The sequence below is a fragment of the Micromonospora sp. genome, assembly GCF_048594385.1.
In the GTDB taxonomy this organism is placed as follows: Bacteria; Actinomycetota; Actinomycetes; order Mycobacteriales; family Micromonosporaceae; genus Micromonospora; species Micromonospora wenchangensis.
On sequence record NZ_JBMDWU010000436.1, the window covers coordinates 1 to 20,200 of the forward strand.

The 20,200-nt window shown below is 73.7% G+C and carries 21 protein-coding genes; 7 read left to right on the forward strand and 14 right to left on the reverse strand.

Features of this window, described 5'->3' with window-relative positions; translation table 11 throughout:
• Nucleotides 1-43: 43 nt before the first annotated feature.
• The 7 genes from ACOJTC_RS23660 to ACOJTC_RS23690 all read right to left on the reverse strand — a co-directional run bounded on the left by ACOJTC_RS23660 (nucleotide 44) and on the right by ACOJTC_RS23690 (nucleotide 7,632).
• Entirely contained in the window at nucleotides 44-661 is a 618-nt protein-coding gene (locus ACOJTC_RS23660) for a helix-turn-helix domain-containing protein (RefSeq protein ID WP_420118536.1), read from the reverse strand.
• 719 nt (nucleotides 662-1,380) lie between these two features.
• Nucleotides 1,381-2,364 (reverse strand): porphobilinogen synthase, encoded by a 984-nt coding sequence (hemB, locus tag ACOJTC_RS23665; RefSeq protein WP_377682266.1) that lies wholly within the window; start codon nucleotides 2,362-2,364, stop codon nucleotides 1,381-1,383.
• 19 nt (nucleotides 2,365-2,383) lie between these two features.
• Nucleotides 2,384-3,964: a uroporphyrinogen-III synthase gene (locus ACOJTC_RS23670; protein ID WP_420118537.1), complete on the reverse strand. Its 1,581-nt coding sequence runs from the start codon at nucleotides 3,962-3,964 to the stop codon at nucleotides 2,384-2,386.
• On the reverse strand, nucleotides 3,961-4,929 hold the full coding sequence (hemC, locus tag ACOJTC_RS23675) for a hydroxymethylbilane synthase (RefSeq protein ID WP_363650787.1): 969 nt from the start codon (nucleotides 4,927-4,929) through the stop codon (nucleotides 3,961-3,963). Before hemC ends, ACOJTC_RS23670 begins: the two co-directional genes overlap by 4 nt.
• Nucleotides 4,926-6,317: a glutamyl-tRNA reductase gene (locus ACOJTC_RS23680; protein WP_420118538.1), complete on the reverse strand. Its 1,392-nt coding sequence runs from the start codon at nucleotides 6,315-6,317 to the stop codon at nucleotides 4,926-4,928. Before ACOJTC_RS23680 ends, hemC begins: the two co-directional genes overlap by 4 nt.
• Entirely contained in the window at nucleotides 6,314-7,084 is a 771-nt protein-coding gene (locus tag ACOJTC_RS23685; RefSeq protein ID WP_420118539.1) for a redox-sensing transcriptional repressor Rex, read from the reverse strand. The genes ACOJTC_RS23680 and ACOJTC_RS23685 overlap by 4 nt, the downstream gene beginning before the upstream one ends.
• A gap of 293 nt (nucleotides 7,085-7,377) precedes the next feature.
• Complete coding sequence (locus ACOJTC_RS23690) at nucleotides 7,378-7,632, reverse strand: glutaredoxin family protein (protein ID WP_204924775.1); 255 nt, start codon at nucleotides 7,630-7,632, stop codon at nucleotides 7,378-7,380.
• Between the two features lie 710 nt (nucleotides 7,633-8,342).
• On the opposite strand from ACOJTC_RS23690, the gene ACOJTC_RS23695 reads away from it, so the two are divergent.
• The 3 genes from ACOJTC_RS23695 to ACOJTC_RS23705 all read left to right on the forward strand — a co-directional run bounded on the left by ACOJTC_RS23695 (nucleotide 8,343) and on the right by ACOJTC_RS23705 (nucleotide 11,443).
• Nucleotides 8,343-9,374: an ECF subfamily RNA polymerase sigma factor, BldN family gene (locus ACOJTC_RS23695; protein WP_420118540.1), complete on the forward strand. Its 1,032-nt coding sequence runs from the start codon at nucleotides 8,343-8,345 to the stop codon at nucleotides 9,372-9,374.
• Nucleotides 9,375-9,603: 229 nt separating this feature from the next.
• Nucleotides 9,604-10,467: a DUF5667 domain-containing protein gene (locus tag ACOJTC_RS23700; protein ID WP_420118541.1), complete on the forward strand. Its 864-nt coding sequence runs from the start codon at nucleotides 9,604-9,606 to the stop codon at nucleotides 10,465-10,467.
• Nucleotides 10,468-10,573: 106 nt separating this feature from the next.
• Nucleotides 10,574-11,443 (forward strand): HAD family hydrolase, encoded by an 870-nt coding sequence (locus ACOJTC_RS23705; protein ID WP_357926174.1) that lies wholly within the window; start codon nucleotides 10,574-10,576, stop codon nucleotides 11,441-11,443.
• A gap of 36 nt (nucleotides 11,444-11,479) precedes the next feature.
• On the opposite strand, the gene ACOJTC_RS23710 is transcribed toward ACOJTC_RS23705, so the two are convergent.
• From ACOJTC_RS23710 to ACOJTC_RS23730, 5 genes are all read right to left on the reverse strand, one after another.
• Nucleotides 11,480-12,334: a lysophospholipid acyltransferase family protein gene (locus ACOJTC_RS23710; protein ID WP_204925012.1), complete on the reverse strand. Its 855-nt coding sequence runs from the start codon at nucleotides 12,332-12,334 to the stop codon at nucleotides 11,480-11,482.
• 155 nt (nucleotides 12,335-12,489) lie between these two features.
• Entirely contained in the window at nucleotides 12,490-13,563 is a 1,074-nt protein-coding gene (locus ACOJTC_RS23715; RefSeq protein WP_420118542.1) for an NAD-dependent epimerase/dehydratase family protein, read from the reverse strand.
• 119 nt (nucleotides 13,564-13,682) lie between these two features.
• Nucleotides 13,683-13,784 (reverse strand): 30S ribosomal protein bS22, encoded by a 102-nt coding sequence (locus ACOJTC_RS23720; RefSeq protein ID WP_007465623.1) that lies wholly within the window; start codon nucleotides 13,782-13,784, stop codon nucleotides 13,683-13,685.
• A 207-nt stretch (nucleotides 13,785-13,991) separates the two neighbouring features.
• Nucleotides 13,992-14,204: a helix-turn-helix domain-containing protein gene (locus ACOJTC_RS23725; protein WP_088646105.1), complete on the reverse strand. Its 213-nt coding sequence runs from the start codon at nucleotides 14,202-14,204 to the stop codon at nucleotides 13,992-13,994.
• A gap of 179 nt (nucleotides 14,205-14,383) precedes the next feature.
• Nucleotides 14,384-15,304, reverse strand: coding sequence for a proline dehydrogenase family protein (locus ACOJTC_RS23730; protein WP_420118543.1), 921 nt, complete (start codon nucleotides 15,302-15,304; stop codon nucleotides 14,384-14,386).
• A gap of 136 nt (nucleotides 15,305-15,440) precedes the next feature.
• Here ACOJTC_RS23730 and ACOJTC_RS23735 point away from each other — a divergent pair, with 136 nt between their 5' ends.
• Genes ACOJTC_RS23735 through ACOJTC_RS23745 form a run of 3 tightly spaced genes read left to right on the forward strand, consistent with a single transcriptional unit; the run spans nucleotide 15,441 to nucleotide 17,459 of the window.
• A complete protein-coding gene (locus ACOJTC_RS23735) occupies nucleotides 15,441-15,722 on the forward strand; it encodes a hypothetical protein (protein WP_232377627.1) in 282 nt (93 codons plus the stop codon).
• A 2-nt stretch (nucleotides 15,723-15,724) separates the two neighbouring features.
• Nucleotides 15,725-16,891: a glutathionylspermidine synthase family protein gene (locus ACOJTC_RS23740; RefSeq protein ID WP_420118544.1), complete on the forward strand. Its 1,167-nt coding sequence runs from the start codon at nucleotides 15,725-15,727 to the stop codon at nucleotides 16,889-16,891.
• Between the two features lie 19 nt (nucleotides 16,892-16,910).
• The gene (locus ACOJTC_RS23745; protein ID WP_088646103.1) at nucleotides 16,911-17,459 is read left to right on the forward strand and encodes a CGNR zinc finger domain-containing protein; all 549 of its coding nucleotides are present in this window, start codon (nucleotides 16,911-16,913) and stop codon (nucleotides 17,457-17,459) included.
• 14 nt (nucleotides 17,460-17,473) lie between these two features.
• On the opposite strand, the gene ACOJTC_RS23750 is transcribed toward ACOJTC_RS23745, so the two are convergent.
• Together ACOJTC_RS23750 and ACOJTC_RS23755 are read right to left on the reverse strand one after the other, a co-directional pair.
• On the reverse strand, nucleotides 17,474-18,280 hold the full coding sequence (locus tag ACOJTC_RS23750) for a sugar phosphate isomerase/epimerase family protein (protein ID WP_420118545.1): 807 nt from the start codon (nucleotides 18,278-18,280) through the stop codon (nucleotides 17,474-17,476).
• A 76-nt stretch (nucleotides 18,281-18,356) separates the two neighbouring features.
• Nucleotides 18,357-19,301 (reverse strand): Ppx/GppA phosphatase family protein, encoded by a 945-nt coding sequence (locus ACOJTC_RS23755; RefSeq protein ID WP_420118546.1) that lies wholly within the window; start codon nucleotides 19,299-19,301, stop codon nucleotides 18,357-18,359.
• A 73-nt stretch (nucleotides 19,302-19,374) separates the two neighbouring features.
• On the opposite strand from ACOJTC_RS23755, the gene ACOJTC_RS23760 reads away from it, so the two are divergent.
• Nucleotides 19,375-20,187 (forward strand): hypothetical protein, encoded by an 813-nt coding sequence (locus ACOJTC_RS23760; protein WP_420118547.1) that lies wholly within the window; start codon nucleotides 19,375-19,377, stop codon nucleotides 20,185-20,187.
• Nucleotides 20,188-20,200: the final 13 nt, after the last annotated feature.

Here is a 20,200-nt window from a genome sequence, read left to right on the forward strand (position 1 = left end):
CCGACGGCCCGTCGGTCCGGCTTCCCGCCGGTCCGGCGGGCCGTCACCGTTGCGGGCGCACCACCCGGGGCGGCGGTGGCACGTTGCGGTACTTCGCCACCCGCACCTCCCACTGGCTCCGGCGGCGCATCGCGTCCCGGAAGGCCCGGTTGCGGTAGAACGTCTCGGGTGGCCGGGCGAGCCCGTAGACGTCCGCCCACCACTCACCCGGTTCCGGGTCGAGGATGGTGTCCAGGTGTGACGGGTAGCGGCGGCCGGCACCGTCGCGGATGTCGTCACGGTCCCGCATCGGGGTGAGCACCCGACCGAACTCGTCGACCACGGCCAGCCGGAAACCGGCCGCCGCGATGATCCGGCGCAGCAGGGCGATGCTCGGGGTGAGCGCGCCCGCCTCGATCCGCCCCACCGTGCCGTGGTGCACCCCCGCCCAGCGCGCCAGTTCCCGTTGACTCGCGTCGGCACGCCGCCGGACCGCCCGCACGATCCCGGCAGCCGGCCACGGCAGGTCGTACGGCGTACTGAGGAAGGTCGGCGGCTCCTCCCCTTCCTCGTCCGGAGCGGGCGGGGAGGTCGCACCCGGGGCGGGCGGGTCTGCGGAAGCCGGACCGGTGCCCGGCGTGGGGCGGGCGGTGGGTTCGGGTGGCAGCGCGGGGTCGGTCATGTCGCCACCGTCGCGCCCGGCCGGACCATGCCGCAACCCCGCCGTCGTCGGCTGTGGACAACGCCGCGAACTGTGGAAAACCCCACCCTTCGCGAACTCCATCCGATCACACCGGGTCACTTCGCCGCCTTCTCGCCGCAATTACTGCGAGTAGTGCCGGCTCGAACGGCGTCATCACCGTCAAGATCCATCGAAACACCCTGAACAGCCAGAACATCCACCCCCTCTCCACCCCCACCCACTGCCCCGCCGAAGCTTTGCTCTGCTGCCTCATCCGCGACAGGCACCCACGGTGAGTGTCGCGTAGATGGCAGCAGAGCAAAGTGTGCGAACGAGGGTAGGGGGAGGAGAGCTATAAAGTGCGGAGAGTAATCAAAGCGGTCGCCCGCCGAGCGGGCGGTTGCCGCCGATTCAGGCAAGCCTCGCCGCAACCCCACTCGCCGACGCGGGTCCGGGGGCCGGGCCAAGGGCCAGGGCACGACCGGGGCAGGGTCTGGACCTGGGTTGAGGCGGGAGCGGGGCCGGGAGGTCACGGCGACCGGGGCTAGGGCCAGGAGCGGGACCGGGGGCGGGCCCGAATGCCGAATGCCGGGGACCGGGGTCAGGAGCCAGGGCGGGGGCAGGGCTGGGAACGGGACCCGGGAACGGCGACGGGACGGTCCGGGTGACGCGGACGAGGGTGGGCCACGGCGCTCGCGGCACGCAGCCCGCCCCCGCGATCAGTAACGCTGGCGCAGCAACTCGGCGGCCTCGACCGCCCAGTAGGTGAGGATGACCTGCGCGCCGGCCCGCCGGATCGAGGTGAGCGTCTCCAGCATCACCCGCTCGCGGTCGATCCAGCCGTTCGCGGCGGCCGCCTCGACCATCGCGTACTCGCCGGAGACCTGGTAGGCGGCGACCGGGACGTCCACGGCGGCCCGGACCGCCGCCACCACGTCGAGGTAGGGCAGGGCCGGCTTCACCATCACCAGGTCGGCACCCTCGGCCACGTCCAGCTCGACCTCGCGCAGGGACTCCCGCAGGTTCGCCGGGTCCTGCTGGTAGGTGCGCCGGTCGCCGTCGAGCGCCGACTCGACGGCGTCGCGGAACGGGCCGTAGAAGGCGGAGGCGTACTTCGCCGCGTACGCCAGCACCGCCACGTCGGCGTGGCCGGCGGCGTCGAGGGCCCGGCGGACCACGCCCACCTGCCCATCCATCATCCCGGACGGGCCGACCATGCCTACCCCGGCGTCCGCCTGCGCCACCGCCATCTCGGCGTACGCGGCCAGGGTCGCGTCGTTGTCCACCCCGCCCTCGGGGGTGAGCAGTCCGCAGTGCCCGTGCGAGGTGAACTCGTCGAGACACAGGTCACTCATCACCACGGTGGCGTCGCCGACCTCGGCCACCACGTCGCGGATGGCGACGTTGAGGATGCCGGCCGGGTCGATGCCGCCGGAGCCGGTCGGGTCGCGCCGTTCGGGCACCCCGAACAGCATGATCCCGCCGACCCCGGCCTGGACCGCCTCCACGGCCGCCTTGCGCAGCGAGTCCCGGGAGTGCTGGAGCACCCCCGGCAGCGACGCGATGGCCCGTGGCTCGGTCAGCCCCTCCTTGACGAACATCGGCACGACCAGCTCGGCCGGGTCGACGCGGGTCTCGGAGACCAGCCGCCGCACGGCCGCGTTGCGACGCAGCCGGCGGGGCCGGATCTCGGGGTACGGCATGAGGGGCCTCCCAGTACGGCTAGCGGAACCTGAGCGCGGTGGGCCCCTGCACCTTCGAACCCCGACGCTGCTTCGCCGGCATGGCGGCGAGCTTCTCCCGCAGTTCGACGGCGTAGGCGGCGAGCGCCTCGACCAGGTCGGGCACCGAGGCGTGCGGCGGCTGCACGTCGACCCGCAGGCCGAACTCCGTCGCGGTCTCCGCCGTCTTGGGCCCGATGACGGCAACCACGGTACGCGCGTGCGGCTTCCCGGCGATACCGACGAGGTTACGCACCGTCGAGGAGGACGTGAAGAGCACCGCATCGAACCCGCCCGACTTGATCGCGTCACGGATCTCGGCGGGCGGCGGGGCGGCCCGGACCGTCCGGTACGCGGTCACGTCGTCGACCTCCCAGCCGCGCTCGGTGAGCCCGGCGGCGAGCGTCTCGGTGGCGATGTCGGCGCGGGGCAGCAGCACCCGGCCGACCGGGTCGAGGATCTCGTCGTGCGGGGAGAACTCGGCCAGCAGCCCCTCGGAGGACTGCTCCCCGTCGGGCACCAGCTCCGGCTGGATGCCGAAGGCGCGCACCGCGTCGGCGGTGGCCTCACCGATGCAGGCGATCTTGACGCCGCCGAAGTGCCGGGCGTCGAGACCGTGCTCGGCGAACTTCTCCCAGACCGCCCGGACCGCGTTGACCGAGGTGAAGATCACCCAGGCGTACCGGCCGTCGACCAGCCCCTTGACCGCCCGCTCCATCTGCGCCGGGGTACGCGGCGGCTCCACCGCGATCGTCGGCACCTCGCACGGGATCGCCCCGTACGCGCGCAGCCGGGCGCTCATCGCCCCGGCCTGCTCCTTGGTCCGGGGGACGAGCACCTTCCAGCCGTACAGCGGGCGGTTCTCCCACCAGCTCAGCCGGTCCCGCTGGCCGACGCCCTCGCCGACGGTGAGCACCACCCGGCCGGTGAAGCCCAGCGCCGCCGCGACGAACGAGTCCACGCTCGACGTGGTGGTGTACTGCGTCTCGCCGGTGCCGTCGCCGGTCACCCCGACCCCGGTGCTGCCGTCCACCCCGGCGGCCAGCAGACCGTCCCGCACGGCGGCCAGGTCACCGGCGTCGACCGCCAGGGCCAGCGAACCCCGGGCGACGGCCGCGGCGAGCGCGTCGAAGTCCAGCGCGCTGACGTCCTCGACGTCGGCGGCGGTGCGTACCCCGGGCAGCGGCACCCCGGCGTAGGTGGCGACGCCCTCGGCCTGGCCGACGCCCGGCACCACCTCGAAGTGCGCGGCGGTACGCGCGACCGCCTGCACCTCCTTGACCACCGAGTCGTGGCCGAACGGGTCACCGGCGACCAGGTGCACCGCGTTGAGCCCGGAGCGGGCCGCGCTGATGAGCATCTTCGCCACGTCGCCCGGCACGCCCTCGGCGGGGCTGAACTGGGCGTCGGACCGGGCCTGGGCCCGGACCACGTCGAGCAGCGTCTCGGGGACTCCCCGGTCGTACACCACCTGGTCGGCGTCGACCAGGGCGTCGTGGGCCCGGCGGGTCAGCAGGCCCGGGTCACCGGGTCCGGCGCCGACGAACGCGATGCGGCCGACGGGCTTACGGGTGCGGGTCATTCTGTGCTCCCAAATTGCTGGGTCCCCGGGCCGGTGCTTCCTTCGTGGCCGAGGATCGAGTCGGCGCCGAGTTCGAGGAGTTCGGCGGCGAGTGCCTTGCCGATCTCCGCCGCGTCGGCGGGCGTTCCGGTGCGGGACAGCCGGATGTCTCGCGAACCGTCCGGGCTGATCACCGCCCCGCGCAGGTAGATCTCATCACCGGCGTCGCCTTCGGCGAGTTCGGCGTAGGCGGCGACCGGGGCGGAGCACCCGGCCTCCAGGGTGGCCAGCAACGCGCGTTCCGCGACGACCGCGGCCCGCGACGGTGCGTGGTCGAGCACGGCGAGCAGCTCGACCAGGTCGGAGTCGTCGGCCCGGCACTCCACGGCCAGCGCGCCCTGGGCGGGCGCGGGCAGCATCAGCATCGGGTCGAGCGTTTCGGTGATCACGTCGGTCCGGCCGAGCCGGGCCAGCCCGGCCCGCGCCACGACGACGGCGTCGAGGTCGGCGTCCGGGCCGAGCACCCGGGCGAGCCGGCTGTCGACGTTGCCCCGGATCGGGGTGACCTCCAGGTGCAGGCCGAGGGCGTGTAACTGGGCGATACGGCGCAGCGCGCCGGTGCCGACCACGGCCCCCGCCGGCAGCTCGGCGAGGGTACGCCCACCCGTGGCGACCAGCGCGTCGCGCGGGTCCTGCCGGGGTGGCACGGCCGCGACGTGCAGCCCGCTCGCCCCGGCGGTGGGCAGGTCCTTGTACGAGTGCACGGCCAGGTCGATGGTGCCGGCGGTCAACGCGTCGCGCAGCGCCGAGACGAAGACGCCGACGCCGAGGCGCTGCACCGGCGCGGACGACCGGTCCCCGGCGGTGACCACCTCGACCAGCTCGACGGCGCGGCCGGTCGCCGCGGTGATCGCCGCGGCGACGTGGCCGGACTGGGCCATCGCCAGGGCGCTGCCCCGGGTGCCGAGGCGCAGGGGGGTACTCATCGCTCACCTCCGGTGGGCGGCTGGTCGGTGTCGGTCGCCGGCACGTCGGCCACCCCGAACGAACCACGGCCGTCGACGGTCTGGACCACGTCGGGCACCGCGTCGACCCCGGAGGTCTGCGGCACCTCCAGGTCGAACAGTTCGCGCAGCAGCGCGGCGTACTGGTCACCGCCCGGTTCGGCGGCGAGCTGGCGGACCTTGACGGTGGGCTGGTGCAGCAGCCGTTGCACCACCCGGTGCACCGTGCGGGCCACCTCGGCGCGCTGGTCGTCGCTGAAGTCCGGGCGACGCTGGGCGAGCCGGCGCAGTTCGGCCGTCACCACGTCGTCGGCGCGTCCGCGCAGGGCGGCCACGGTGGGCGCCACGTCGGCCCCGCGCAGCCAGCTCAGGAAGGCCTCGACCTCGGCGGTGACGATCCGGCCCACCTCGGCGGCGTCGGCTGCGGCCGGGCCGTCGGCGAGCAGTGCGGCCATCCGGTCGATGTCGATCACCTCGACGCCGGGCAGCCCGGCCACCTCGGGTGCGACGTCGCGGGGCACGGCGAGGTCGAGCAGGACCAGCGGCCCCCGGTCGGGGTCGCGGCGGTCGAGCGCCCGGGTCACCACGTCGACGGTGAGGACCGGTTCGGTGGCCGCGGTGGCGGCCACTACGATGTCCACTGTGGAGAGCGCGGGGACGAGTCCGGCGATCGGGACGGCGTTCGCCCCGTACGACTCGGCCAGCCGGACGGCCCGGTCGGCCCCCCGGTTGATGACGGTGAGCGGCCCGGCGGCCCGGCGGGACAGCGTCGCCAGGCTCAGCGCGCCCATCGCGCCGGCCCCGACCACCAGGGCCGGCCGGCCGGCGAGGTCGCCGTCGAGCAGTTCGGCGGTGAGGTCCAGGGCGGCCGTGACGACGCTCTGCCCGGCCCGGTCGATGCCGGTCTCGGCGTGGGCCCGCTTGCCGACCCGCAGCGCCTGCTGCATCAGCTCGTGCAGCAGCCGTCCGGCGGTGTCCGCGCCGGAGGCCCAGTGGTAGGCGTCGCGGAGCTGGCCGAGGATCTGCGCCTCGCCGACCACCATGGAGTCCAGCCCGGCGGCGACCCGGAACACGTGGTCGACGGCGGCCGAGTCGTAGTGCACGTAGAGGTGGCTGGCGAAGGCGGCGGGCGGCGCGCCGGCCTGCTCGGCGAGAACGGCGCAGACGTCGCCGAGACCGCCGTGGAAACCGGACACGGCGGCGTACACCTCCACCCGGTTGCAGGTGGAGACGAGCACCGCCTCGGCGACGTACGGCTGGGCGACCAGGCGGTCCAGGGTGCGGGTGAGGTCGGCGGGGGCGACGGCAAGCTGCTCCAGCGTGGCCACGGGAGCGGTGCGGTAGGACGCGCCGACGACGAGCAGCTTCACGTGCCGATCGCCTCCTGGGTGTCGGGGGTCGCGAGCCCGCCGGGCAGGGCGGTGAGGGCGGAGCCGCCGGCGGCGGGCAGCGCGGTCAACGACGCCTTGCGGTGCTCGTGGAAGGACAGGATCTGAAGCTCGATGGCGAGATCGACCTTGCGCACGTCGACCCCGTCCGGCACCGAGAGTACGCACGGCGCGAAGTTGAGGATGCTCGTGACGCCGACGGCGACCAGCTGCTCGGCCACCGCCTGGGCGGCCGGCGCGGGGGTGGCGATCACGCCGATCGAGATCGCCTCCTCGGCGGCGACCCGGGGCAGCTCGTCGACGTGCCGGACGACCAGCCCGTTGATCATCTCGCCGACCCGCGACGCGTCGGCGTCGAACAGGGCGGCGATCCGGAAACCCCGGCTGGCGAAGCCGTCGTAGCCGGCCAGGGCGTGACCGAGATTACCCACCCCGACCAGGGCGACCGCCCGGCGCTGGGTGAGCCCGAGCACGAACTCGATCTGGTCGATCAACAGGGCGACGTCGTAGCCGACCCCCCGGGTGCCATACGAGCCGAGGTGGGAGAGGTCCTTGCGGAGCTTGGCCGAGTTGACCCCTGCCGCCCCGGCCAGGCCCTCGCTGGAGACCGTCTCGTGGCCGGCGTCGGCGAGGTTGTGCAGGGCGCGAAGATACTCGGGGAGCCGCGCGACGGTCGCCTCCGGGAGGTCCGGGAGCGCCGGTACGGCACCGGCGCGGCCGGGCGCGCCAGGGTGACGTTGCTGACTCATGAGACTCCGTGCGGTGCGATCCTCGGCCGGCTCCGGTGCCCGCCCGTTGGGGGACCCCCGCCGGTGGCCGGGCGAGCCGGCCGTGCTAGCAGGGCGCGTCGAAACTACAGAGTAGGCGCTTGTGAAGACGTGCACAAATCGCGATCTTGCTGAATCGCGGCCCCCCTGCACCTGCTCCCCCATCTCACAAGATCGATCGGGCACGCCAGCGGTGCCGCCGCGCGATTATTGCGCAATCCCGACTTCTCTCACCAATCGCGCTTGCTCGATGACCCAGCGTGATCCGCGCCACCCTAGAGCTGGGGGGTGGTCAGGTCGCGCAGCAACCGCTCCTCCTCCACCCGCCAGTAGCCGTGCTCTTTGCCGTCGAGCAGCACCACCGGCAGCCGGTCGCCGTACTCACGCTCCAACTCCACGTCGCCGGTGACGTCCTTCTCCACCCACCGGTCCCCGGTGACCGCCACCACCCGCTCCAGCGCGGCCTTGGCGTCGTCGCACAGGTGGCAACCGGGGCGGGTGATCAGGGCGAGCCGGGCGGCAGTGGACATCGGGACCTCCGGGTGAGGGCGGCCGGACTCGGCCGCGACGGGGATGCGCGCGGTGGACGGACCGCCGCGCACCGGTGCCGGATGCCCGGCGGCGGGCCGGGCACGCCCGCCCAGTCTCGCCCGTCCCCGGGTGCGGCACACCCGGGACGCCCGAGCCGGTCGCGCGGTGGCTGAGTCTGGCACGCCGTCGACCGCCCGACCAGGCCCACACACCGAACCGTCACGCAGCGTCGACCGGGACCACCCGAACGGGGCCGACGCGACCGCCCCCGGGGCGGTGCCGGACGGGCCCGTGGGCCCCGTCGCCGGACCGGCCGGGCGGGGTGCCGGTGACCCTCCACGACCCCCCCTGGGCTGCAATTTCCATCAAGGAACAAGTCGCGACGTGAAAGTCAACCGACCACGACGGACAACCGGTCCGCCAGGGGTCGGCGGGCCGGGCAAATACTTTGGCCCTGTGTAACGGACTTGGCACACGCGGGTGACGTTGGCCCTATCATCACTCGGGTCGGCTCACCCCATTTGCCGTGAGTCGACACCCCTCAGCCCGAGGAGGCCCCCGTGCCTGTGCGCGCATTGGACCAGCACCTCAAGGGGATCTGCCGCGCGTCGGCACCCCCCCACACGGCCCTGCCCGTCCGGGGCAGACCCGGCACGGCGGCCGCCCGCCGCCGTCCGGTCACGGTCGTGACCCGCTGCGGGGAGGCCCGGTGACCGCCTTCGGCTACCCGGATCATCCCACCGGACTGACCGGGCCGACGCCCCGGGCGGCGGTCAACGAACGGCTCGACCCGGCCCGGCCGGAGGCGACGCCCCGCCGGCCGCACCAGCGTCCGCACCCCAACGAGGCGGCCCCCCGGCCCGCCGCCCCCGGCGGCAACGCCACGCCGGCCGGCCGGGTGGCCTCCCACTCCCGGCCCCCCATGCCGACGCAGACCCGACGGGTCGGCGAGCCGCCCGCCACCACCGATCCCGCCGGCGGGGAGACCGCCGTGATACCGGTGGTGCCGGCCGACGACACCGCCGTCATCCCGGCCGTACCCGCCGACGACACCGCCCTGATCCCGGCCGTACCCGGGGGGCAGCCGACGGTCCCGGCCGCCGGACCGCCCGCCACCGCGACGCCGCCCACCGGCACCTCCCCCACCGGCTTCCCGAGCCGCCCCGACCCGTCCGACCCGGCCACCGAGGTCTGGACGCTGGTGGAGCGGGCCCAGGCCGGCGAGGCCGAGGCGTTCGGCCTCATCTACGACCGGTACGTCGACACCGTCTTCCGGTTCGTCTACTTCCGGGTCGGCAACCGGCAGCTGGCCGAAGACCTGACCTCTGACACCTTCCTGCGCGCCCTCAAGCGGATCGGCAGCTTCACCTGGCAGGGCCGCGACCTCGGAGCCTGGCTGGTCACCATCGCCCGCAACCTGGTCGCCGACCACTTCAAGTCCGGCCGCTACCGGCTGGAGGTGACCACCGGCGACGTGCTCGACGCCGACCGGGAGGACCGGGGGCCGGAGGGCAGCCCCGAAGCGGCGGTGGTCGAACACATCACCAACGTCGCCCTGCTCACCGCCGTCACCCGGCTCAACCCGGAACAGCAGGAGTGCATCGTGCTCCGCTTCCTCCAGGGCCTCTCGGTGGCAGAGACCGCCCGCGCGATGGGCAAGAACGAGGGAGCGATCAAGGCGTTGCAGTACCGAGCGGTCCGCGCGTTGGCCCGTCTACTTCCGGACGGTTTCCAGCCCTGACCTGCCGCGACGATCACTCTTCGTGATTTCACTCCCGACCGTCCCGTAACCGGGGCCCGGCACGGAGCGTTTCTCCGGGTGCGGCCGGTGGTTGTCCGGCGCACCCCGGACCCGTCCCGGTCCGGAGCAGCGCCGCCGACCACGACCCTGGTACGACGGTGCACGCCGCCGCCGGTCGCGTGGACCACCGCGGCCGACCGGCCGTGACCAGCGAGAGGGGGTGCCTGCGGTGGACAGCGACCTTTTCTCCCGTCGTCGGGCCGTACGCTTCGCCCAGCTTCTCGACGAGGCCAACGGCGGCCGACGCCACCACGTCCGGTCCCGCGCCGACGACCAGCTCACCAGGCTCGTGGCGGTCGGGCAGCGACTCGTCGCCGAACGACCCGACATCCGGGTGGACGTCGAGTTCCGCGCCGGCCTGCGGGCCATGCTGGTGGCCGCCGCCGAACGCGAGCACGCCACCGACCCGGTCACCGACGGCACGTCGCAGGCCACCGGCCGGGGCTCCCTGTTGGGCGGGGCGACCGCCCGACGGGCCCGCGCCCGGGGCGCGATCCTGGTCGGCATCGCGGCCGGGGCGGTCGCCGTCTCCGGCATCTCGGCCGCCAGCGAGAACGCGGTACCGGGCGACGCCCTGTACGGCATGAAGCGCTCCACCGAACGCGCCCAGCTCGCCCTGGCCAGCTCGGACGTCAGCCGGGGGCAACTCTTCCTCGACTTCGCCCGGACCCGGCTCGACGAGGCGGCCACGCTCCGCGACGACGCGACCGGGTTCGGCGCGGTGCTCGACGACATGGACGCCGACACCCGCCAGGGCGTACGACTGCTCACCGGCGGTGCCGTGCAGCACGGCGATCCGGCGGCGCTGGACGCGGTGAACACCTTCGTCAGCGGGCAGCGCCGGGCGGTCGGCGGCCTGCTCGACGGGGCCGGCTCCGCCGAACGGGAACGCACCAGGCAGTCCCTCGCCCTGCTCGACGCCATCCGCCGGCGCTCCGACGCGCTGCGTACCGCGCTCGCCTGCGCGCTGCCCGCCCCGGTCGGCAGCGACGCCCTCGGCCCGGTGCCCGGCACCTGCCCGACCGACCGCTGACCGGCGACGGAGCCGCACGCCACACTTCCCGTGCCGACCGGCCGGCCACGGTCCGCGCCCGGACTAGGCTCGATCATGAAGGGTCGCTCGTCGGAGGGGAGGCGCCATGGCCGGCACCCGAAGGGTCACGGTCAGCACCGACGCCCACGGACACACCACCGGATGGGCGGACGCGACGGCCGTCGGGCCCACGCCGACCGACCCCCGCGCCGCCGCGTTCTTCGACGTCGACAACACGATGATGCGCGGCGCGTCGATCTACTGGTTCGCCCGGGGGCTCGCCGCCCGCCGCTACTTCACCACCGGCGACCTGGCCCGGTTCGCCTGGCAGCAGGCCCGGTACCGGGTGCTGGCCACCGAGCACGCCGGCGACATGTCACAGGCCCGGGAGGCCGCCCTCGCCTTCGTCGAGGGCTGGCGGGTCGGTGACGTCGAACGGCTCGCCGAGGAGATCTTCGACGAGTTGATGGCGCCCCGGATCTGGGCCGGCACCCGTCGGCTCGCCCAGCGGCACCTCGACGCCGGGCAGCGGGTCTGGCTGGTCAGCGCCGCGCCGGTGGAGATCGGCCGGGTGATCGCCGCCCGACTCGGCCTGACCGGTGCGATCGGCACCGTCGCCGAGGTGGTCGACGGGGCGTACACCGGTCGGCTGGTGGGCGAGCTGATGCACGGGCCGGCCAAGGCCGAGGCGGTCACCCAGCTCGCCACGGTCGAAGGGCTCGACCTTCCCCGCTGCACCGCCTACAGCGACTCCAGCAACGACCTGCCGATGCTCACCACCGTGGGACGCGCGGTGGCGGTCAACCCGGACGGCGCGTTGCTGCGGGTGGCCCGGGAACGGGGCTGGGAGGTGCGGGACTTCCGCACCGGTCGCCGGGCCGCGCGGATCGCCGTACCGTCGACGGCCGCGCTCGGATTGCTGGCCGGCGCGGTCTCCGCCGGTCGGGCACTGCACCGACGCCGCCGCCCGGCCTGACCCGGGCCACCGCGTCGCCCGGGCTCCGGGGAGCGGTCAGGGTCCGAACGGGTCGGGGCGGCGTTCCAGGAGCTGGTGCAGGGTCTGCTGGATGGTCTCCCGGACCTGGTCGGCGAGGTTGAACACGACCAGCGGGTCGTCGGCCGAGTCGGTCAGGTGCGCGGTCGGGATCGGCGGGCAGAACTCGATCAGCCACTTGCTCGGCAGCGGCACCATGCCCAGCGGCCCCAGCAACGGGAACGTCGGGGTGACCGGGAAGTAGGGCAGCTTGAGCAGCCGGGCCAGCGGCTTGATGTCGGCGAGCATCGGATAGATCTCCTCGCCGCCGACGATGGCGACCGGGACGATCGGGGTACCGGTGCGCAACGCCGCCGAGACGAAACCACCCCGACCGAAGCGTTGCAGCTTGTAGCGGTCGGAGTAGAGCTTGCCGATGCCCTTGAACCCCTCCGGGAAGACGCCCACCAGCTCGCCGTTGCCGAGCAGCCGCTCGGCGTCCGGGTTGCAGGCGACCGTACCGCCGGTCTTGCGGGCCAACTCGGAGACGACGGGCATCCGGAAGACCAGGTCCGCGCCGAGCAGCCGCAGGTAGCGGTGGGCGGGATGCTGGTCGTGCAGGGCCGCGGAGAGGATCAGCGCGTCCAGGGCCACCGTGCCGGAGTGGTTGCCGACCACCAGGCCGGCGCCGTCTGCGGGTACGTGTTCCAGGCCGGTGACCTCGGTACGGAACCAGTCGCGGTAGAGCAGCCGCAGCAGCGGGTGGAAGACCGTCCCGGTCAGCTCCGGGTCGAAGCCGAACTCGTCCACCTCGTACTGGCCGGACAGGCGGCGGCGCAGGAACGCCAGCCCGGAGGCGACCCGACGGTCCCACTGGTCACCGGGCCGCTCCACCCCCGGCGAGCGCCCACCCGCCGGACCGGAGCCGGCCGGATCGGAGGCGGCCGGGGTGGGACGGGGCGTCGCGGGGACGGTCGGGTCGGGGCCCGAGCCGTTGCGCGAGGCAAGGGCGGGTGGCGTGGTGAGCCGACGGTGGCCGTTCTGCGCGGTCACGTACGGTCCCGGACGGCGGAGCGGACCTGCCGGATGCTCTCCAGCACCGCCTGCTCGGCGGCGGCGAGCCGGTCCGGGGTGACCACCACCCCGCCGTGATGGGCCCGGATGAAGTCGTCGAACGCCGCCGCCGTGGTACGCGGGGTGAAGCCGTACTCCCTGGTCAGTCGGCGGGTGTCGACCACCCGGCCGTGCACGATCAGGTCGACCTGGTCGAGGCCGTAGCGGCCGAAGCCGAGGTTACGGGCGATCGCGGCGGCCCCGGACAGCCCCGGCTCCCACACCGGTACGGCCACCCGGCCGGCCCGACGGATCGCCTGGGACAGCGAGAGCACCCCCGGCCCGGCCACGTTGTACGTGCCCGGGTGGTCCTCGGCGACGGACCGGTGCAGCACCTCCAGGGCGTCGTCGAAGTGCACGAACTGGAGCCGGGGGTCACGGCCGAAGACGGTGGGCACCACCGGCCGGGAGAAGTAGCGGGTGAGCGTGGTGTCGGCGGTGGAGCCGATGAACGGGGCGAACCGCAGCACCGTCGCGGTCACGTCGGGCCGACGGCGGCGGAAGCCGCGCACGTACCCCTCGATGTCGAGGATGTCGCGGCCGAAACCGCCGCGCGGCACCTCACGGGGCTCGGTCTCCTCGGTGAAGACCGCCGGGTCGCGGAAGGACGCGCCGTAGGCGGCGGTCGACGACCGGACCACCAGCTTGCGCAGCCGGGGCGCCCGCTGGCAGGCGGCGAGCAGCTGCATGGTGCCGATGACGTTCTGTTCCTTCATCGCCCCCCGACCGCCGTGCTGCGGGTCGGGGGCGGTGACCAGGGCGAGGTGGACCACGGCGGCGACGTCGAGGTCGGCCAGCAGCCCGCCGAGCGAGTCGAGGTCCAGCCGGATGCGTTCCACCCGGTCAAGCAGGCCGGCGAACTCGGGGCCGGGGGTGGCCGGGTCGATGCCGATCACCCGTTCGATCCGGGGGTCGGCGGCGAGCCGGGCGGCGACGTGCGCGCCGAGGTAGCGACCGACCCCGGTCACGACGACGACCCCCGGAGCACCTGAGGTGCCACCGGGGGTCATCGTGCACGCCCTGACCGGCAGGAGTGATCGAGCCGGGATGTCCGCGGCCTGATCACCTGAGCCTCCGGGGGTCGACAGTTGGCAAGTGGTACCGGACGCCGGGGGTGACCCGGCGTCGGTCACTTGCCGAGACGGCGACGCTGGACGCGGGTCTTGCGCAGCAGCTTGCGGTGCTTCTTCTTAGCCATGCGCTTGCGACGCTTCTTGACCACCGAGCCCATGCGACAGCCTTTCAATGCAACGTTCGGGACGGACCCTCGGCGTCGAGATGGTGACGCCGGTGGCCGCTTTACGGACAACGGACCTGGACCAGCCTGGTGGCGTCGGGGCGCACCGGCGCACGGTCAGATCGGGCTCCAGGGTAGCCGGAGAGCGTCAGCAGGACCAACGCGCCCCCGTCGATGCCCGTTACGTCGCGATCGGCGGGGTCAGGCGGTCTCCTGGAACGCCCCCCGCAGATAGTCGTGCACCGCGTGCTCGGGCACCCGGAACGACCGGCCCACCCGCACGGCGGTGAGTTCACCGCTGTGCACCAGGCGGTAGACCGTCATCTTGGAGACCCGCATCACCGAGGCGACCTCGGCGACCGTGAGGAACCTGACGTCCGACAGCCGACCGTCGGAGGACTGCGACCCGGCCATGGCTCACCCGACCCATCCCATGCCCGGCGCGCGCCACCCGACGGAGCTCCCGTACGGGCCGGCAACGCGCGTGTTACCAGTACGGTAGCGGGGCGGCTGTGACCTGCGCGATCCCTTCCCACAACTGATCGCGCTCCAGGCGTCGTTCACCCGGTCGTGACCTGGTGTTCCCCGGTGGCCTACTTCTTCGAGGCCAGGGCCCGGCCGAAGAAGACCAGGTTCGCGGGGCGCTCGGCGAGACGGCGCATCAGGTAGCCGTACCAGTCCTCCCCGTACGGCAGGTAGGTGCGCACCGTGTAGCCCTCGCCGGCCAGCCGGGCCTGCTCCTCGGGGCGGATGCCGTACAGCATCTGGAACTCGAACTCGCCGGGGCCCCGGTCGAACCAGCGGGCCCGGTCCTCGCCGATGGCGATCAGGCGCGGGTCGTGGGTGGCCAGCATCGGGTAGCCCGCCCCGGACATCAGCACGTTGAGGCAGCGCACGTACGACTTGTCCACCTCCCGGGCCGACTGGTACGCCACCGACTCCGGCTCGGCGTACGCGCCCTTGCACAACCGGACCCGCGACCCGGCACCCGCCAGCTCCCGGCAGTCCGACTCGGTGCGCCGCAGGTACGCCTGGAGCACCGCTCCTGTCGACGGGTGGTCCTTGCGCAGCTTGACCAGCGTGTCCAGGGTCGAGTCGGTGGTGGTGTGGTCCTCCATGTCCAGGGTGACCGTGGTGCCCGCCTCGTCGGCCGCCACGCAGATCGCCCGCGCGTTGTCGTAGGCGAGCTGCTCGTCGAAGCGCTGACCGAGGGCGGAGAGCTTCACGCTCACCTCGGCGGCCGGGGTGAGCCCGGCGGCGTCGAGCGCCCGCAGCAGGGCGAGGTACTCGTCCCGGGTCGCGGTGGCCTGGTCGGGGGTGACGGTGTCCTCGCCGAGGTTGTCGAGGGTGACCCGGAGGCCGTCGGCGACGAGTTCGCGGGTGGCGCGTAACGCGTCGTCGGTGCCGGTGCCGGCGACGAACCGGCGGACGACGTCCCGGGTGAACGGGGCCGTCGCGACGAGCCGCTCGACCTGGGATGACCGGGAGGCGGCGAGGATGACGGAACGGAGCATGAGCCGAGCGTAACGCCCGACCGTGCGGCCGCGCCCGGCGGCGGGGCGGACCGGTTCCGGCGGCCGGGCGGACCGGTTCCGGCCACGGCAGCGGGCCGGTCAGGGGACGCGCCGGTGGCGTGGATCAGTTACAACCATGAACGTGGAACGACACCCCCGCCGCCGGCTGCGGTCGGCCTCCGTGCAGCTCGGCGCGCTCACCGCGCTGGCACTCGCCCTCTCCGGCTGCAACCTCACCTCCGACGACGACGATGACGACTGCGCCCTCGGGCCGGTCGGTGGCGGGGACACCGTGGCGCTCGCCATGCAGGTGCCGACCGTGGGCATCGACCCCCGGGCCGCCGCGCCGGACCCGGTGGCCGGCGCGCTGCCGGAGCGCGGCGGATTCGGCACCCATCTCGCCTCCTGCGGCGGCTGACGGTGCGCCGGGAGCGGGTCACCCCCCGACCGGACTTCGACGCGGTGATCCGTACCCAGGGCCTGGTGTACGTCGACACCGAACTGCCCGACGGCGAGATCATGTCGTACTGGGACGAGTCCGCCGCGTACGCCTTCGACCTCGACGAGGTGCTGCGGCTGGAGGAGGCGACCGAGGAGCTGCACCGGATGTCGGTGGCCGCCGCCGAGCACGTGGTGGCCCGCAACCGGTACGCCGAGTTCGGCATCCCCGCGTGGGCGGCGCAGGCGGTCGCCCGGTCGCTGCACGAGCGCCCGCCCACCCTGTACGGCCGGTTCGACCTGGCCTACGACGGCACGTGGCCGCCGAAGCTGCTGGAGTACAACGCCGACACCCCGACCGCCCTGGTCGAGGCGAGCATTGTGCAGTGGTACTGGCTGGAGGACACCCGGCCCGACGCCGACCAGTGGAACAGCCTGCACGAGCGGCTGGTCGGGGCGTGGGCCAAGATCGGGGCGGGGCTGCACGACCGGCGGGTGCACGTGTGCTGGTCCAACGAGGAGGAGTCGGGCGAGGACCAGATCACCGCCGGCTACCTGGCCGAGACGGCCCGGCAGGCCGGGCTGGACGTGACCCTGCTGCCGATCCAGCACGTCGGCTGGGACGGCCGGCGCTTCGTCGACGCCGCCGACCGGCCGGTCACCACCTGCTTCAAGCTCTACCCGTGGGAGTGGATGCTGGCCGAGCCGTACGGCCGACCGGCGCTGGAGCCGGGCACCCCGACCACCTGGATCGAACCGGCCTGGAAGCTGCTGCTGTCGAACAAGGCGCTGCTGGCCGTGCTCTGGGAGCTGTTCCCCGGGCACGAGTACCTGCTGCCGGCGTACCTGGACTCGCCACGTGGGATGCCGGAGTACGTGGCGAAGCCGCTGCTCGGCCGCGAGGGTGGTTCGGTACGCATCGTGACCGGCGACACGGAGATCAGCAATCCCGGGATCTATGGCGACGAGGGTTTCTGCTATCAGGAGTTCCGGCCGTTGCCGCAGTTCGACGGGGGCCGAATGGTGCTGGGTAGCTGGATCGTCGACGGCGAGTCGGCAGGCGTCGGCATCCGGGAGAGCGAGAGTCTGATCACCGACGGTTACGCGCGCTTCCTGCCGCACTACATCGACGCGCCGCGTGCCGCGTGAGTCGTCTACCGTTGGTCGGGTGAACTTCGACGCGTACGCCAGGACCGGGGTTGACCTCGTCAACGCCCACCTGGACGACCTCGACGACCTGCGGGCCCTCATTCCGGACGAGAACGCGTGGATGCGCGACGAGGTGGCCGACCGGGACCTGGCGGTCTTCCGACGGGCGCAGAAGCGGTTGCGCGACGTCTTCGAGTACGGCACCTCGGGGCGCGACGCCCAGGCGGTGGCCGAACTGAACGCGCTGCTGGAGGCGTTCCCGGTGCAGCCGCGCATCTCCGGCCACGACTCCAGCGACTGGCACATGCACGTGACCAGCCGGGGCGCGTCGGTCAGCGCCGAATACCTGGCCGGGGCGGCGTGGGGCCTGTCGGTGTGGCTCTGCGAGTACGGCAGCGCCCGGTTCGGGGTCTGCGCCGACGAACGTTGCGGCAACGTCTACCTGGACACCTCGTCGAACTGCTGCCGCCGGTTCTGCTCGGAGCGCTGCGCCACCCGCTCGCACGTGGCCGCCCACCGCGCCCGCAAGCGCGCCGCCGAACAACCCACCCTCACCCCGGTCCCCTGACCCCTCCCCCGCGCTCAGGCGTTGAGGGGGGTGGGGGCGGTTAGGTGGGCGCGGGCGAAGGCCAGGGATTCGCGGAGGTCGGACTCGCGGACGGCGCGGCTCTTGGCGCCCCGGGTGGTCACCTCCACCGCGACCGAGCCGGTGAAGCCGCGTCCGGCCAGGGAACGCAGCAGCTCGGCGCAGGGCTGGGTGCCCCGGCCGGGCACCAGGTGCTCGTCGCGGCCCTCCCCGGTGCCGTCGCCGAGGTGGACGTGGGCCAGGCCGGTGCCCATCCGGTCGGCCATCGCCAGCGGGTCGCTGTGCGACGCGGCGCAGTGCGACAGGTCGAGGGTGTACGCGGGGTAGCCGACCTCGGTCGGGTCCCAACCGGGCACGTACGGCACGAACTGCCGGCCGGCCATCCGCACCGGGTACATGTTCTCCACCGCGAAGTGCAGCCCGGTGAACCGGTCGGCGACGGTGTGCAGCCCGTCGGCGAAGTTGCGGGCGTAGTCGCGCTGCCAGGTGAACGGCGGGTGCACCACCACCGTGGGTGCCTCCAGCGTGTCGGCCAGCTCGGCGGCCCGCCGCAGCCGCTCCCACGGGTCGGGGCTCCACACCCGCTGGGTGACCAGCAGGCAGGGGGCGTGCACGGACAGCACCGGGACGCCGTAGTGCTTGGCGAGGCCGCGCAGCGCCCCGGCGTCCTGGCTGACCGCGTCGGTCCAGACCATCACCTCGACCCCGTCGTAGCCGAGTGCCGCGGCGAGCTGGAACGCCGCCGCGGTCCGCTCAGGAAAGACCGAGGAACTGGACAGGAGCACCGGGACGCGGGAAGTCACATCCCCGAGGGTAACCGGGGCCGCCACCACAGTTCCGGACGAGCAGCAGCAAAAGCCGCGCAACGACCGGCGTACGTCACATCGGTTCGAGCTGATCCAACCGTCTGAGGATGACGCCCTCACGCAGCGCCCACGGGCAGATATCCACCGCCGGCACGTCGAGCCGGCGCAGCACCGCCTCGGCCACCACCGCCCCGGCCAGCAGCTGGTGGGCCCGGCCGGCACTCACCCCCTCCAGCTCGGGTAGCTGGGCCGGCGGGATGTGCCGGACGAACCCCAGCACCTGCCGCAGCCCCGTGCGGGTGAGGCTGCGCCGCGCCCACAGGCCCGCCGAGGAGGGGGCCGCCCCGGCCAGCCGGGCCAGTGTCCGGAAGGTCTTCGAGGTGGCGACCGGCCGCTCCCAGCCCACCCCGGCCAGTTTCTCCACCACCGGGTCGAGCTGCGCGTCGACGTACTCCCGCAGCTCCTCGACGGCCTCTGCGGTCGGTGGGGTCAGCCCGGACGGGTCGACGTGCAGCCGGTCCCGGCTCAACCGGCCGGCCCCCAACGGCAGCGACACCGCCACCTCCGGGTCCTCGTCGATGCCGGCGGCCAACTCCAGCGAGCCGCCGCCGATGTCCATCGCCAGCAACCGCCCCGCCGACCAGCCGAACCAGCGCCGGACCGCGAGGAACGTCGCCCGCGCCTCGTCCGCACCGGAGAGCACCTCCAGCCGTACGCCGGTCTCCTCCCGCACCCGGGTCAGCACCTCGGCCGCGTTGGTGGCGTCGCGCACCGCGCTGGTCGCGAAGGCCAGCAGGTCGTCGGCGGCCAGCGCGGTGGCCGATGCCCGGGCCGCCCCGACCGCCCCGACCAGCCCGTCGGCACCGGCCCGGGTGAGTGCGCCGTCCGGGCCGATCTGCTCGGCCAGCCGCAGCACCGCCTTCTCGGAGTGCGCCGCCCACGGGTGAGCGCCGTGGTGGGCGTCGACCACCAGCAGATGAACCGTGTTGGAACCGACGTCGAGCACACCCAGCCGCATGGGAAGACCCTAGGGCCACCGGGTTTCGGTGGCACGCCGGCCGGCCGCACCGGGCGCGCGTACGCTGGGCCGGGTGACGAGCCAGGTGGAGCTGCACGTGCTGGTGGACGACCCCGGCGACCCCCGCAGCCGGGAGGTCGGGCTGGATTTCCCCCGGGAGTGGATCGAGTTCGTCGACCCGGCCGACGAGCGGCACCTGGTGCGCGCCGACCTCACCTGGCTGCTGTCCCGCTGGACGTGCGTGTTCGGCCGGGGCTGCCACGGCATCGTCGCCGGCCGGGCCGCCGACGGCTGCTGCTCGCACGGCGCGTTCTTCACCGACACCGACGACGAGAAGCGGGTCCGGGCGGCCGTCAAGCGGCTCACCCCGCAGACCTGGCAGCACTTCCGCAAGGGTACGAAGAACTGGACCGCGACCGACACGATCGACGGCAAGAACCCGGCCCGACGGACCGCCACCCGGGGCGAGGACGCCCCGTGCGTGTTCCTCAACGACGCCGACTTCCCCGGTGGGGGCGGGTGCGCGCTGCACGGCCAGGCGCTGCGCGACGGCGTGCACCCGCTGGAGTACAAGCCGGACGTCTGCTGGCAGTTGCCGATCCGCCGGGACCAGGAGTGGACCACCCGCCCCGACGACACCAAGGTGCTGGTGTCGACGCTCGCCGAGTTCGACAGGCGGGGCTGGGGCGCAGGCGGGCACGACCTGGACTGGTGGTGCACCTCGTCGACCGACGCGCACGTCGGCACCGAGCCGATGTACCTGTCGTACGGCCCGGAGCTGACCGCGCTGGTCGGCGCGCCCGCGTACGCGAGGCTGGCCGAGCTGTGCGCGGCCCGGCTGGGCCAGGGCCAGATCGCCCCGCACCCGGCCAGCCCGCAGGGGTGAACGGTGTGCCGGC

Bases quoted from the DNA above. Each gene is read 5' to 3' on its own strand.
- ACOJTC_RS23755 (WP_420118546.1), bottom strand. From the start codon at position 19,301: ATGCGGCTGGGTGTGCTCGACGTCGGTTCCAACACGGTTCATCTGCTG.
- ACOJTC_RS23670 (WP_420118537.1), bottom strand. From the start codon at position 3,964: ATGACCCGCACCCGTAAGCCCGTCGGCCGCATCGCGTTCGTCGGCGCC.
- ACOJTC_RS23705 (WP_357926174.1), top strand. From the start codon at position 10,574: ATGGCCGGCACCCGAAGGGTCACGGTCAGCACCGACGCCCACGGACAC.
- ACOJTC_RS23720 (WP_007465623.1), bottom strand. From the start codon at position 13,784: ATGGGCTCGGTGGTCAAGAAGCGTCGCAAGCGCATGGCTAAGAAGAAG.
- ACOJTC_RS23715 (WP_420118542.1), bottom strand. From the start codon at position 13,563: ATGACCCCCGGTGGCACCTCAGGTGCTCCGGGGGTCGTCGTCGTGACC.
- ACOJTC_RS23690 (WP_204924775.1), bottom strand. From the start codon at position 7,632: ATGTCCACTGCCGCCCGGCTCGCCCTGATCACCCGCCCCGGTTGCCAC.
- hemB (WP_377682266.1), bottom strand. From the start codon at position 2,364: ATGCCGTACCCCGAGATCCGGCCCCGCCGGCTGCGTCGCAACGCGGCC.
- ACOJTC_RS23685 (WP_420118539.1), bottom strand. From the start codon at position 7,084: ATGAGTCAGCAACGTCACCCTGGCGCGCCCGGCCGCGCCGGTGCCGTA.
- ACOJTC_RS23735 (WP_232377627.1), top strand. From the start codon at position 15,441: ATGAACGTGGAACGACACCCCCGCCGCCGGCTGCGGTCGGCCTCCGTG.
- ACOJTC_RS23660 (WP_420118536.1), bottom strand. From the start codon at position 661: ATGACCGACCCCGCGCTGCCACCCGAACCCACCGCCCGCCCCACGCCG.
- hemC (WP_363650787.1), bottom strand. From the start codon at position 4,929: ATGAGTACCCCCCTGCGCCTCGGCACCCGGGGCAGCGCCCTGGCGATG.
- ACOJTC_RS23730 (WP_420118543.1), bottom strand. From the start codon at position 15,304: ATGCTCCGTTCCGTCATCCTCGCCGCCTCCCGGTCATCCCAGGTCGAG.
- ACOJTC_RS23725 (WP_088646105.1), bottom strand. From the start codon at position 14,204: ATGGCCGGGTCGCAGTCCTCCGACGGTCGGCTGTCGGACGTCAGGTTC.